The organism is Mycobacterium nebraskense (assembly GCF_002102255.1).
In the GTDB taxonomy this organism is placed as follows: Bacteria; Actinomycetota; Actinomycetes; order Mycobacteriales; family Mycobacteriaceae; genus Mycobacterium; species Mycobacterium nebraskense.
The window spans coordinates 1-12,395 of the sequence record NZ_LQPH01000188.1; the positions used below are offsets into that span (position 1 = coordinate 1).

A 12,395-nucleotide genomic window follows, 5' to 3' on the forward strand; every position below is an offset into this window, starting at 1 on the left:
CGGATATCCACTCGGCATGGCAACCTCCCAAATCCACGGATGTTGCACTGACCGTATGAATCCACCCGGCGTGTCGTCGCAGACGTTTATGTGTCGCAGCGCGATAGGCCCGCCCGAAGGCGAAGCGGTGATGTCGTCGGCTATGCGCGGCTGGGAATGGTCAGCTTGCAAGCCTGGCCGATGTCGAGGGTCCGCAACACTCGACCCATGCCGACCCACAGCGCGCACGACAAGGCCAGGTCGGCCAGCAGCTCGTCGGAGAAGTGTTCGGAGCAACGGCTCCAGAAGTCCTCGTCGTCGCGCAAGGCAGTGTGATCGCTGGCGAATCGGTCTGCGAACTCGGCCGCCAGCCGCTCCTGTTCGCTGTAGCCGGGCCAGGTGCGCCACTCCCGGGCGTGGTCGTACAGCTCTTCGTCGACGCCGGCCGCGGGCCCGTCTTCGTCGCGGGTGTTCACGCAGACGACGCATTCGTTGCGGTGGGCGATCACCGCGCGTGCCAGTTCGCGGGTGCGCAGCGGCAATCGGTTCTTGGTGTAGACAGCCTGGCTGAATCCGCCGAGCGCGCCGCCGATGTCGGGAGACTTCGCAAACCAGCCGGCCAGGTCGTCGTCAGCAAATGTTCCGATTCGGCTCATGGCGTGATGGTACGCCCGCACCGCGGATTATCGGCGAACAAGTCCTAGCGCGTGACTCCGGCAGGCGCCGCGTTGATGGCCATCGTCGGCTGCTCGTCGGGCCAATCACGTTGCGCCAGCACGCGATGCGCGACGCGTTCGAGCGCGGCTTCCACCGCACGGCGGTCCGGCCTGCCCTCGAAGCCCGGTGACCGGGCAAGCTTGTCGACGAGCCAGGCCAGCAGCAGCGAGTGCACATAGGCGACCTGCTGGGCCCCGGCCGGCGTCAGCCACATCTGTTCGCCCTCGCGCTGGGCGTAGCCGTTCGACACCAGGCGCGCGAAGGTCGGCTCCAGCACCTCGAACGGGATCCGCAAATAGTCGGCCATGTCGGTCAGCCGGGCCGTCCCGTACATCTGCGAATAGCGGTTGATCCGGAGCACCCCCCACAACCCGGCGACGTCAAGCCGGCAATCGGGCCGCATGGCGATGCTGCGCAGGCGCATGCCCGGCTGGCCACGCAACATGCGGGCGATGGCGGTCTCGAGCATCTGGTCCGGCGTCTCGGTGGTCGGCATCCCGAAGGCGTCGCCGAGATCCACTGTGCTGGCGTGCATATCCCGCAGCGGTACCTCGCGCAGCAGCAGCGCCAGCACGAAACCGAGCACGGCGACGGGCGCCGCCCAGAGGAACACCTGGGTGAGCGATTCGGAGTAGGCCGCGACGATCGGCGCGGCCACGTTGTGCGGTTGCCGGTGCAGGGCCCCCGGGGAACTCACGGCGCTGGGGGGCGCGCCGCTTGCCGCCAGCGCCGGGCCCATTCGGCGGTTGAGGAAGTTGACGAACAGCGAGCCGAATATCGCGGCACCGAATGAACTGCCGATGGTGCGAAAGAACGTCACACCGGAGGTGGCGACGCCGAGATCCTCGAAGTTCGAGGTGTTTTGGACGATGAGGACCAACACCTGCATCGAGAATCCGATGCCGGCACCCAGGACGACCAGATAGAGCGACTGGATCAGCGCCGACGTGGACGGCTCCATCCTCGACATCAGAAAGAAGGCGAGCGCCATCAGGGCCGTGCCGGCCACCGGGAAGATCTTGTAACGGCCGGTCCGGCCGACGATGGTGCCGCTGCCCGTCGAGGTGATCAGCATCCCGACCACCATGGGCAACGTGCGCAGACCCGAGGTGGTCGCCGAGACGCCGTTGACGTACTGCATGTACGTCGGCAGGAACGTCATCGCGCCCAGCATCGCGAAGCCCACGGCGAAGGACAGCACACAGCACACGGTGAACACCGGACTGCTGAACAGCCGGATCGGCAGGATCGGTTCGGCGGCACGACGTTCCACCACCACGAACACCGCGAGCGCCGCCGCGGCGCCGACGAACAACCCGATGATCGTCGCCGAACCCCACGGGTAGAGGGTGCCGCCCCAGCTGGTGGCCAGCGTCAGGCCGGCCGCACCGAGGCCGATGAATATGATCCCCGCGTAATCGATGACCGGTTTGGTGGCAGCGGCCAGCGCCGGGATCGCGGCGGCGGCCACGAAGATGACCACCACCGAGATCGGCACGTTGATCCAGAAGGCCCACCGCCACGTCAGGTAGTCGGTGAAGTAGCCGCCCAGCAACGGACCGATGACCGTCGTGACACCGAAGACCGCGCCGAGGATGCCCTGATAGCGGCCCCGTTCCCGCAGCGGCACGACCTCGCCGATGAGCGCGCTGGCCGTGACGGTGATCCCGCCACCGCCGATCCCCTGCAGCGCGCGAGCACCCACCAGCATGGCCATCGATTGGGCGAGCCCACAGAGCACCGACCCGACGACGAAGAACACCACCGCGCCCTGAAACACCCGCTTGCGGCCGAACGAGTCACCGAGCTTGCCGACGAGTGCGGTGACAATCGTCGAAGCCAGCAAATAGCTGGTGACAACCCAGGATTGGTGGCCGGCGTCGCCCAGGTTGGCGACGATGGTCGGCAGCGCCGTCGCGACGATCGTCTGGTCCAGCGCCGCGAGCAGCATCCCGAGCACGATCGCGACGAAGATCAGGTTGCGACGTTGCGGGGTGATCAGCGCGCTGCTGGGCGCGGCGTCCGTCGAGGAACCGGCTCGGATTGCTGTCGGGCTCGTCATGCCTGCCTTCCGTCGGCGACCGTCGCTAACGGATGCCCAGGGTTGGCCAAAGGCAATCTCACCGCTGCGGCAACGGCGCCCGTCGGGGCAGCCGGGCCGCCGGCCTAACCGAGGCTTAGCTCGGCGGCCGGGAGACGCACTGCGCCGAATAGAGCTCCACGCCGAGCTTGTCCATCAGCTCCAGCTGCGTTTCGAGGTAGTCGATGTGCTTTTCCTCGTCCGCCACGATCTCCTCGAAGAGATTGGCGGTGGTGGAGTCCTGCTTCTCCCGGCACAGGATGATGGCGGGCTTCAGCCGGTCCATCACCTCGTACTCGACGGCCAGGTCGGCCTCGAACTGCTCGCGCAGCGTCTGGCCGATGCGCAGCGAAAAGAGGCGCTGGTAGTTGGGCAGGCCGTCGAGCAGCAGAATGCGATCGGTGATCGCCTCGGCGTGCCGCATCTCGTCGAAGGACTCGGCCCGGGTTTTCTCGGCGAGCTCGGTAAATCCCCAGTTGTCCTGCATCTTCGAATGCAGGAAATATTGGTTGATCGCGGTGAGCTCGCCGGTCAACTGCTCGTTGAGCAAGCGCAAAACATCCGGATCCCCTTGCATGATCACTCCCCTACGGTGACGTGAAACGGTGGTCATTCTCGGGCCCGGGCCGGGTGCATTGGGCTGAACACACCAAGCCGAGCCGTACCCGCACTTTGCCACGACGGGTTGCAATCTTCCAGCAAGGTATGGCTGTGCTCAGTGTGTGGCGTGCGGAGCCCGCGTCCGGCACGTTGCTGGCGGGTAAGGTTAGACTGCGCTAACGAACTTAGGTTAGACTCAACTAATACTGGGCTTCGGTTCGGCCCTTTTTTCTCCGAAATCCCGGTGACACGGGATGCCGAGAGGGAGGACGAAGTGCGCTCACTTGGCCACGCCGTCGACGAAGGGAATGTCGCCCGCATGCAGGGGATGCGCTGATGTACGTCTGCCTGTGTGTCGGCGTGACCAACCACACGGTGTCCGAGGTGGTCGCGCGCGGTGCCTCCACTTCCAAAGAGGTCGCGGCCGCCTGCGGGGCCGGTGGCGACTGCGGGCGCTGCAAACGGACGCTGCGGGCGATCATCGCCGCGTCGGCGAATCTAGAGACCGCTCCGTCGATCTAGGCCGCCGCCGGATCAGCGGGCTTTGTTGAAGTCCGCCAGGGCCGCGGCGTTGGCCTGTGCCCCCATCAGTTCGGCGAAGTGGGCGTTTTCCCGCGCGGTGGCGGCGGTTATTTCCGGACGGACCGGTTCCATCATGGTGTGTTTGACCGCCATCAGGCTCGAAATGGGGCGGCTGGCAAGGATTTCCGCGTGCCGACGGGCTTGGGGCAACAAATCCTCGGGATCGCAGACCCGCCAGACCAGGCCCATCCGCAACGCCTCGTCGGCGTCAACCCACTCCGAGGACATCAACAGCCAGGCCGCGTTCTGCCGGCCCACCAGCTGCGGCAGCAGATACGACGACGCCGCCTCCGGCGCCACCCCCAGGCTGGTGAATGGACACTTCAGCCGGGCCGTCGACGACATGAACGCCAGATCGGCGTAGCCCAGGATCGTGGCACCGATGCCGACGCCGACACCGTTGACCGCGCAGATGAGTGGCTTGGGGAACGCGCTGAGGGCATCGATGAGTCCGATGAATCCGTGCTTGCCCGGCGTGAAATCCGGATCGGTGATGCGGGCCTGCATCTCGGCGAGGTCGGTACCGGCGCTGAAGCCGCGCCCCGCGCCGGTCAGCAGCACCACGGCGATCTCGGGATCCTCGGCGGCGGCCAACAGAGCTTCCGCGGTGGCGTCGTAGAGGGCTTCGTTGAATGCGTTCAGCGCCTCGGGCCGGTTCAGCGTGAGGGTGCGCACCCGCTTTTCGTCATTGATCTGCAGCGTCACGGCTGCAGCCTAACGAGGTCAGCCGTTGCTGTAGACGCGGGTGGGCGCGACCAGCACGACGGCGCGGCGCTCCCGGGCCATGACGCGGTCGTACTCGTCCCAGTCGTCGTGGGCGCCGCCCGCGGCGGTGAAAACCTCGCGGAGCAACAGCCGCAACTGGTCGTCAGCCGTCAGCCAGGGCTGCGTGTCGTCCGGACCGGCCAGCTCCGCGCGGCCCTCGACCGTCGCCCACTGCCATCCCTGGCGGAAGGTGACCGCCAGCTGCGGTCGCGCCCGAAGGTTGGCCAATTTGACCTTGCCGTAGGTGGTGAAGCCCAAGACGTCCTGGCCGCTTTCGGGGTGCGGCAACGGGCCGACGTTGACCAGCGAAGCCTGCACCGTTCCGTCGGCACGAACGGTGGACACGATCGCCAGGCCATTTTCCGCCGCGGCCAACGCCACGGCGTCGCGCAAAGTTGTCATGTGAGTTCCTCGATGAACGGTGTCTTGAAGACGTAGCGGCTGGTGGGGACGGTGTCGATGTTCTCGTTGGCGCCGAACGCCGTGGTGCTGGCGACCATTCGGCCCAACCGGTCCTGCAGGTCGGTGTCGTCGGCGGCACCGAAGAACGCCTTGAGATCGGTGATCGCCTCCTCGGGGAACAACTCTTCGACGATGCCCGCGATTCCCGGTGCGTCCGGGGTGAGGGTCCGCACCACCCAGTTCTGGGTGTAGCCGAAGGTCGACTGCGTTTCGATGGCCACCGAGGTGTGGTCGCGTTGCCAGCGGGTCAGCCAGCTGTCCTGGTCCAGTCCGGCGGGCCGGCGCAGCAGCGCAATATTGGCCAAACCCGTTGTGCGAGCACCTGGTTCGTTCGCCGGTGCTTTCAGCGGGACCGACTCGGTGACCAAGTACGCGGCGAGTTGCTCGCATTCGGCCTCGAGCAGGGTCAGCGCTGCCGCCATCTGCTCTCCGTAGCACTGCTGGGTCCACATGCTCACCACCGCCGCGACCGGCGGGTCCAGCGTCGTGAGCGTCATCAGCGAATGGCGCACGGCGTCGTCGCGAACGTTGACCGACAGCCCCGGCAGGCCCAGCTCCAACAGGGCGTCGGCGACGGGACCCCGCTGGCGCGCGCACCACCCCTCGTCCGAATCGGCACGCATCAGGACGGCGATGACCTTTTCCATAGGCAGAACCTACCCGCGGGGGGACCTCGTCGGCCGCGCTATTTGACCAGCCGCACCTGGTGCTGGCTGCTGATCAATGCGCCGATGATCCCGGCCAGCTGCCGGTAGGACTCGTCGCGGCCGCTGGACGAGCGGTACACCAAACCGATGCGCCGTCCGGGCCGGGGCGCGGCGAACTGCGCCAGGCCGAGGCGGCTCCGCGTCGCCTCGACCGGTACCGCACTCTGCGGAATCAGCGTCACCCCCAAGCCGCCGGTCACGCATTGCACCGCGGTGGCCAGTGACGCCGCCCGGGTGTTGGCCAGCTCCGCTCGCACGCCCGCCTTGTGGCACACGTCCAGCGCCTGATCGCGCAGGCAGTGCCCCTCGTCCAACAGCAGCAGGGGCAGGTCGGCCAATGCCGTTGCCGGGACCCGCCGTTTTCCCGACAGCGGGTGCCCGGGCGGTAGCGCGAGGACGAAATCCTCGTCGTAGATCGGGATCGCGGTGACTCCGCCGGCGTCGGCGGGCAAGGCGATGAGCGCCGCGTCCAGCGCCCCCTCGCGCAACACCGTCATCAGCCGTTCGGTCTGGTCTTCCGTCACCCGCAACGTCACTCCGGGGAATTGCTCGGCGAGGCCGGCCAGCACGGTCGGCAAGACGTACGGCGCGACCGTCGGAATCAGTCCCAGCCGCATCCCGGCCCGCAGCGGATCGGATGACCCCGCGGCGGCGGCGGTGAACGCGTCCACCGCCTCGATCGCGGCCTGGGCGCGCGGCAGCAGTTCCGTGCCCTCCGCCGTCAAGAGGACACGCCGCGTCGAGCGCTCGACGAGCTGGGTGCCCAGCCCCGTCTCCAGCGCGGCCAGCGCCTGCGACAACGTGGACTGGCTGACACCGAGAGTGGTTGCGGCGGAACTGAACTGACGCTTCTCGGCGATCGCGGCGAACGCGCGGAGGCCGGCGATCGTCGGCTGATAAATCCTATCGGGCATACCTATAAGTGTAGTGGGAAATATCACCTTTACTTCAGACGGCGTACGCGGCAACATGAGGGACGAAAGCTAATCTTGACTAAATCCAAATTAGGAGAGCCATGCCTTTGCTGACCATCGGCGACCAGTTCCCCGCCTACGAGCTCACTGCGCTGATCGCGGGCGACCTGTCCAAGGTCGACGCCAAACAGCCCGAGGACTACTTCACCACCGTCACCGACGAGGACCACGCCGGCAAGTGGCGCGTTGTGTTCTTCTGGCCCAAGGACTTCACCTTCGTGTGCCCGACCGAGATTGCCGCGTTCGGCAAGCTGAACGACGAGTTCTCCGACCGCGACGCGCAGGTCCTGGGCGTCTCGATCGACAGCGAGTTCGTGCACTTCAACTGGCGCGCCCAGCACGAAGACCTGAAGAAGCTGCCGTTCCCCATGCTCTCGGACATCAAGCGGGAGCTGAGCCTGGCCACCGGCGTTCTCAACGCCGAGGGTGTGGCGGACCGGGCGACCTTCCTGGTCGACCCCAACAACGAGATCCAATTCGTTTCGGTCACCGCGGGTTCCGTGGGACGCAACGTGGAGGAAGTGCTGCGGGTTCTGGACGCGCTGCAGTCCGACGAGCTGTGCGCCTGCAACTGGCGCAAGGGCGACCCGACGCTGAACGCCGCCGAGCTGCTCAAGGCGTCGGCTTAATCACCTAGGGTCTGATCAGGGAGGCGAGATGAGCGTCGAGAACCTCAAGGAAGCGCTACCCGAGTACGCCAAGGACCTCAAGCTCAACCTGGGCTCGATCACGCGCACTACCGAGCTCAACGAGGAGCAGCTGTGGGGCACCCTGCTGGCTAGCGCCGCGGCGACACGGAACACCCAGGTAATCAGCGAGATCGGTGCCGACGCGGCCGACATCCTGTCCGCCGAGGCCTACAACGCGGCGCTGGGAGCCGCGTCGATCATGGGTATGAACAATGTGTTCTACCGCGGCCGGGGCTTCCTCGACGGCAAGTACGACGATCTGCGTGCGGGATTGCGGATGAACATCATCGCCAATCCCGGCGTGGAGAAGGCGAACTTCGAGCTGTGGTGCTTCGCGGTGTCATCGATCAACGGGTGCCCGGACTGCGTGGCCTCCCACGAACACACGCTGCGCGAGGCGGGTGTAACCCGGGAAACCATCCAGGAGGCGCTGAAGGCCGCGGCCATCGTTTCGGGCGTGGCACAAGCGATCGTGGCCTCCCAGACGCTGACCACCGTCGGCTGACGCAGTGACGGCACCAGCCTGGGTAGAGCACGCGATCTGGTGGCAGGTCTATCCGCTGGGGTTCGTCGGCGCCTTTCCCGCGTCGTCAGAGCCGCCGCAGCCGAACGAACGCCGGCTGCGGCGGCTCGTCGACTGGTTCGACCACGCCATCGCACTGGGCGCGTCGGGCGTTGCGCTGGGACCGATCTTCGCCTCGCGCGCACACGGATACGACACCACCGACCACTACCGCATCGATCCCCGGCTCGGTGACGACGCCGATTTCGATTACCTCGTCGCCGAAGCCGGTCGCCGCGGCCTGCGCATCCTGCTCGACGGCGTATTCAATCACGTCGGCGTGAATTTCCCGCGCTACCAAGAGGCGCCGCACGACGAGGCGGCCGCGCGCTGGTTTCGCGGGCGCCCGGGGCGCTTTCACACGTTCGAGGGCCACTCGGAGCTGATCACGCTCAACCATGACAACCCCGACGTGGTCGACTACACCGTGGACGTAATGGCGCACTGGCTGGAACGCGGCGCCGACGGCTGGCGCCTCGATGCGGCTTACACGGTCCCAGAACGGTTTTGGGCGTCGACATTGCCGCGGGTGCGCGAGCGGTTCCCGGACGCCTGGTTCGTCGGCGAGCTCATCCACGGCGACTACGCCGCGGTGGTGCGGGCCGCCACGTTCGACTCCGCCACCCAATACGAGCTCTGGAAGGCGATCTGGAGCAGCCTCAACGACGGCAACTTCTTCGAGCTGGACTGGGCGCTGCAGCGGCATGGCGAGTTCCTGGAGAGCTTCGCCCCGCTCACCTTCATCGGCAACCACGACGTCACCCGCATCGCCAGCCGGCTGGAACGCCTTGAGCACGTGGCGCATGCGCTGGTGATCCTGCTGACCGTCGGCGGCGTACCCAGCGTGTACGCGGGCGACGAACTGGGATTCCGCGGTGTCAAGGAGGAGCGCTACGGCGGGGACGACGCGGTGCGGCCTGAATTCGGCTCTCCCCCAATGGAATTGGATGCCTTCGGTGCGGATGTGTGGGCGTTGCACCAGTTCCTTGTCGGGTTGCGCCGTCGTCATCCATGGCTGCACAGGGCGTCGACCACCGCGTTGCGGCTGGAAAACCGGCACTACGTGTACGAGACCCGCAGCGGTGACCACGCGCTGCTGGTCGCGCTGAACATCGGCGATGAGCCGCTGCGGGTGCCGCTGTCGGAGCTGGGCACGGCCCACCGCCAGGTCGTCGGCGGATCCTCGGCGCCACCGCAGGAAGTTGTCGACGCGGTGGTTGTCGAGCCGCATGGGTGGCGGATTTTAAGCACTGTCTAGGCGCGCCAGCGTCAGTTCGTCCTGCCGGCCGTCGTAGTACTTGTCGAGGAGCGCGAGGAAATCCTCGTTGTCGTCGGTCGCGTGGGCGAACAGCGTCATCGACGAGCGCAGCTTGAGGTCGTCGGGCGAGCCGAAGATGTCCCCGGCCGACCGGCCCTGCGCCTGGTTGACCAGCTGAGCGCACTCGTGCAGTCGCGGCCCGAGCAGCTCATGCCGCAGGTATGCGCGGGCCTCCTCGAGCGAAGAGATGCCGTAGTGCACCGCGGTCGGGCTGCCGCCCAGGCCGCGCAGCTGCGGGAAGACAAACCACATCCAGTGACTGCGTTTTCGTCCGGCGCGTAGTTCGTCGACCACGTTGCGGTACACCGGGGCCTGCGCGTCGACGAAGCGCTCCAGGTCGAAGGGGTCGCTCTCCGGTGCCATGTGACTACGGTTGCACATATGGCAGTCCAACGACGAGTGCCCAAGGTGCGCGATCTCGCGCCGCTGATCCAGTTCAAGAGACCGCAGTTCGACGCGACCAAGCGTCGCCTCGACGCCGCGCACACCATCGAAGATCTGCGACGCATCGCCCAACGGCGCACGCCGAGGGCGGCGTTCGACTACGCCGACGGCGCCGCCGAGGACGAGCTTTCCCTCGAGCGCGCTCGACAAGCCTTCCGCGACATCGAGTTTCACCCGGCGATCCTGCGTGATGTCACCAACGTCACCGCCGGCTGGAACGTCCTGGGTCAACCGGTCGTCTTGCCGTTCGGCATCGCGCCCACCGGCTTCACCCGGTTGATGCACACCGAGGGCGAGATCGCCGGCGCGTCGGCGGCGGCCAGGGCCGGCATTCCGTTCTCGCTGTCCACGCTCGGCACCTGCGCGATCGAGGACCTGGTGACTGCTGTTCCCCAGGGCAGGAAATGGTTTCAGCTGTACATGTGGCGCGACCGCGAACGCTCGATGGCGCTGGTGCGGCGCGCCGCCGACGCGGGTTTCGACACCCTGCTGGCCACCGTCGACGTCCCGGTCTCCGGGGCCCGGTTGCGCGACAACCGCAACGGGATGACGATCCCGCCGACGCTGACCCTGCGCACCGTCCTGGATGCGGTGCCGCACCCGAAATGGTGGTTCGACCTGTTGACCACCGAGCCGCTGGCCTTCGCGTCGCTGGACCGCTGGCCGGGGACCGTCGCCGAGTACCTGAGCACCATGTTCGACCCCAGTCTCACCTTCGATGACTTGGAGTGGATCAAGGCGCAGTGGCCGGGCAAGTTGGTCGTCAAGGGCATCCAAACGCTCGACGACGCCCGCGCCGTCGTCGACCGCGGTGCGGACGGCATCGTGTTGTCGAATCACGGTGGGCGCCAACTGGATCGGGCCCCGGTGCCCTTTCACCTGTTGCCCTCGGTCGCGCGTGAGGTCGGCAAGCACACCGAGATCCTGCTGGATACCGGCATCATGTCGGGCGCCGACATCGTGGCGGCGATCGCCCTGGGCGCGCGGTGCACGCTCGTCGGCCGGGCCTACCTGTACGGGTTGATGGCCGGCGGCGAAGCCGGCGTCACCCGCGCGATCGAAATCCTGGCCGAAGGGGTGATCCGCACCATGCGGCTGCTGGGTGTGACCTGTCTCGAGGAGCTTTCGCCCAAGCACGTGACGCAACTGCGGCGGCTGGGACCCGTTCAGTGACGGCGGTGCACTTTGTCCGCCGAGATTGCCGTGAGGGCTGTGCTTTGAGTTTCCAGGACGACCACGGCGGCAATCTCAGCGGCGTTACTGCAGGCGGGCGACCTGTTCAGTGCGGTTGCGTACCAGGTCGTTGAAGGCCTGCCCCGGCCCGACGTAGTCGAAGAGCTGCGGCGGGTAGTGGGTGACGTACATGGTGCGCCGTCCGCCGACGCCGGACGGCCGTGGCGAGGCGTGCATCAGGTCCTGGATGTGGACGGTCACATCGCCGGGGGCGGTGTCGATGCTCACCACCGGTACCTGTTGTAGCCGCTGTTCCCACCGGTAGTGAATGGCCTGACCGTGGCTGCCCGGAACCACCTGCAGATTGCCGGTCGAGGAATCCGAGCCCGTGATCTGAATGCCGACGCTGACCGCGGGACACATGATGGCGTGCCCGCCCACGCCGCAGTCCTGATGCCAGGGGATGTTGGATAGCCCGCTGGTGTTCCCCGGCACCTTGAGCAGTACGGCGCTGCCTTCCATGCGGTCGGGGGCCACGCGCAGCGCGGGATCGATGAGGGTGCCGAGCCTGCGCACTCTCGGATCGCTTTCCAGCGCGGCGAGAGCCGGCGAGCGCAACGTCGCGTACACCAAGCGGCACAGCACGCTACTGCCGTCCTCAGCGGTGGCCCACCAGGACTGGTCATCCCCGGCATGGGCCTGCGCCGCAAGGCGGTCGATCTCGCGGTTGGCGACCCGCATCTCGTCGGCGCCGAACACCCCCTTGACGTGCAGGTAGCCCATCGTCTGCAGCTGTGCGGCCAGCTCCGCATCGCTCGCATCGAGCGCGAACGCGGCGTGTGGGTCGCGCCCCTCCAAGTCGGCTCGAGCCGGATCGTAGGGCGGGATGCCGGCGTGCAGGTATCGCAGGATCGGGTCCCAGTCGGCGAGCTGCTCGAATCCGCCCCGCTCGAAAGCCAGGTCGTTACTCAGCAGCAGGTTGATGATCGTGCGGACCTGGCCAGTCATGTCGTCCCAGGCCTGCCGGGAAAGGCGTACCGCGACATCACCGTCACCCTGCCCCTCACGGACGCAGATCGTCGAACCGTCGACGGCGTAGGTAACCGCCTCGTGGTCGACGAGGAACGTGATCGCACCGGTGGATGCGAGGTCTCTGGCCGCGGATTCGAGGATGTCCGGGTCAAGCGTGTGCGGGACGGCAATGGTCAGCGGCACGGGATGATTATCCAAGAACGCTGAGGTGGTGGCCACCACATTCCTCGCGCACGTGTGGCGCGGTCGCGACGGGAACAAACCGGCACCGAGCTGGGTTGAGCGCATCAGACTCAGTTTTTGGAGGATTG

The 12,395-nt window shown here is 66.9% G+C and carries 14 protein-coding genes; 5 read left to right on the forward strand and 9 right to left on the reverse strand.

Annotated elements, in window-relative coordinates:
• Positions 1–140: 140 nt before the first annotated feature.
• The 3 genes from AWC17_RS30995 to bfr all read right to left on the reverse strand — a co-directional run bounded on the left by AWC17_RS30995 (position 141) and on the right by bfr (position 3,353).
• Complete coding sequence (locus AWC17_RS30995; RefSeq protein ID WP_046182609.1) at positions 141–635, reverse strand: carboxymuconolactone decarboxylase family protein; 495 nt, start codon at positions 633–635, stop codon at positions 141–143.
• 44 nt (positions 636–679) lie between these two features.
• Positions 680–2,758: an MDR family MFS transporter gene (locus AWC17_RS31000; protein ID WP_046182610.1), complete on the reverse strand. Its 2,079-nt coding sequence runs from the start codon at positions 2,756–2,758 to the stop codon at positions 680–682.
• Between the two features lie 115 nt (positions 2,759–2,873).
• A complete protein-coding gene (gene bfr, locus AWC17_RS31005; RefSeq protein WP_046182634.1) occupies positions 2,874–3,353 on the reverse strand; it encodes a bacterioferritin in 480 nt (159 codons plus the stop codon).
• 359 nt (positions 3,354–3,712) lie between these two features.
• Here bfr and AWC17_RS31010 point away from each other — a divergent pair, with 359 nt between their 5' ends.
• On the forward strand, positions 3,713–3,898 hold the full coding sequence (locus AWC17_RS31010) for a (2Fe-2S)-binding protein (protein WP_046182611.1): 186 nt from the start codon (positions 3,713–3,715) through the stop codon (positions 3,896–3,898).
• Positions 3,899–3,910: 12 nt separating this feature from the next.
• Here AWC17_RS31010 and AWC17_RS31015 read toward each other — a convergent pair whose 3' ends face one another.
• Genes AWC17_RS31015 through AWC17_RS31030 form a run of 4 tightly spaced genes read right to left on the reverse strand, consistent with a single transcriptional unit; the run spans position 3,911 to position 6,806 of the window.
• The gene (locus AWC17_RS31015) at positions 3,911–4,663 is read right to left on the reverse strand and encodes an enoyl-CoA hydratase/isomerase family protein (protein ID WP_046182612.1); all 753 of its coding nucleotides are present in this window, start codon (positions 4,661–4,663) and stop codon (positions 3,911–3,913) included.
• An 18-nt stretch (positions 4,664–4,681) separates the two neighbouring features.
• Positions 4,682–5,125 (reverse strand): TIGR03618 family F420-dependent PPOX class oxidoreductase, encoded by a 444-nt coding sequence (locus AWC17_RS31020; protein ID WP_046182613.1) that lies wholly within the window; start codon positions 5,123–5,125, stop codon positions 4,682–4,684.
• Positions 5,122–5,832, reverse strand: coding sequence for an EthD domain-containing protein (locus tag AWC17_RS31025; RefSeq protein ID WP_046182614.1), 711 nt, complete (start codon positions 5,830–5,832; stop codon positions 5,122–5,124). The genes AWC17_RS31020 and AWC17_RS31025 overlap by 4 nt, the downstream gene beginning before the upstream one ends.
• A 38-nt stretch (positions 5,833–5,870) precedes the next feature.
• The gene (locus AWC17_RS31030) at positions 5,871–6,806 is read right to left on the reverse strand and encodes a hydrogen peroxide-inducible genes activator (RefSeq protein WP_046182615.1); all 936 of its coding nucleotides are present in this window, start codon (positions 6,804–6,806) and stop codon (positions 5,871–5,873) included.
• Between the two features lie 101 nt (positions 6,807–6,907).
• Between AWC17_RS31030 and AWC17_RS31035 the strand changes: the two genes are divergently transcribed.
• Genes AWC17_RS31035 through AWC17_RS31045 form a run of 3 tightly spaced genes read left to right on the forward strand, consistent with a single transcriptional unit; the run spans position 6,908 to position 9,375 of the window.
• Positions 6,908–7,495, forward strand: a complete 588-nt coding sequence (locus AWC17_RS31035; protein WP_046182616.1) for a peroxiredoxin — start codon at positions 6,908–6,910, stop codon at positions 7,493–7,495.
• 28 nt (positions 7,496–7,523) lie between these two features.
• Positions 7,524–8,060 carry an alkyl hydroperoxide reductase gene (locus tag AWC17_RS31040; protein WP_046182617.1) on the forward strand — a complete coding sequence of 179 codons (537 nt, stop codon included), beginning with the start codon at positions 7,524–7,526 and terminating at the stop codon, positions 8,058–8,060.
• Positions 8,061–8,064: 4 nt separating this feature from the next.
• A complete protein-coding gene (locus tag AWC17_RS31045; RefSeq protein ID WP_046182618.1) occupies positions 8,065–9,375 on the forward strand; it encodes an alpha-amylase family protein in 1,311 nt (436 codons plus the stop codon).
• Here the strand turns inward: AWC17_RS31045 and AWC17_RS31050 are convergent.
• Positions 9,361–9,798, reverse strand: coding sequence for a DUF1810 domain-containing protein (locus AWC17_RS31050; RefSeq protein WP_046182619.1), 438 nt, complete (start codon positions 9,796–9,798; stop codon positions 9,361–9,363). The two genes, AWC17_RS31045 and AWC17_RS31050, sit on opposite strands and share 15 nt — an antisense overlap.
• An 18-nt stretch (positions 9,799–9,816) precedes the next feature.
• On the opposite strand from AWC17_RS31050, the gene AWC17_RS31055 reads away from it, so the two are divergent.
• Positions 9,817–11,052, forward strand: a complete 1,236-nt coding sequence (locus AWC17_RS31055; protein ID WP_046182620.1) for an alpha-hydroxy acid oxidase — start codon at positions 9,817–9,819, stop codon at positions 11,050–11,052.
• An 84-nt stretch (positions 11,053–11,136) separates the two neighbouring features.
• On the opposite strand, the gene AWC17_RS31060 is transcribed toward AWC17_RS31055, so the two are convergent.
• Positions 11,137–12,372, reverse strand: coding sequence for a phytanoyl-CoA dioxygenase family protein (locus AWC17_RS31060; protein WP_082122899.1), 1,236 nt, complete (start codon positions 12,370–12,372; stop codon positions 11,137–11,139).
• Positions 12,373–12,395 lie beyond the last annotated feature (23 nt).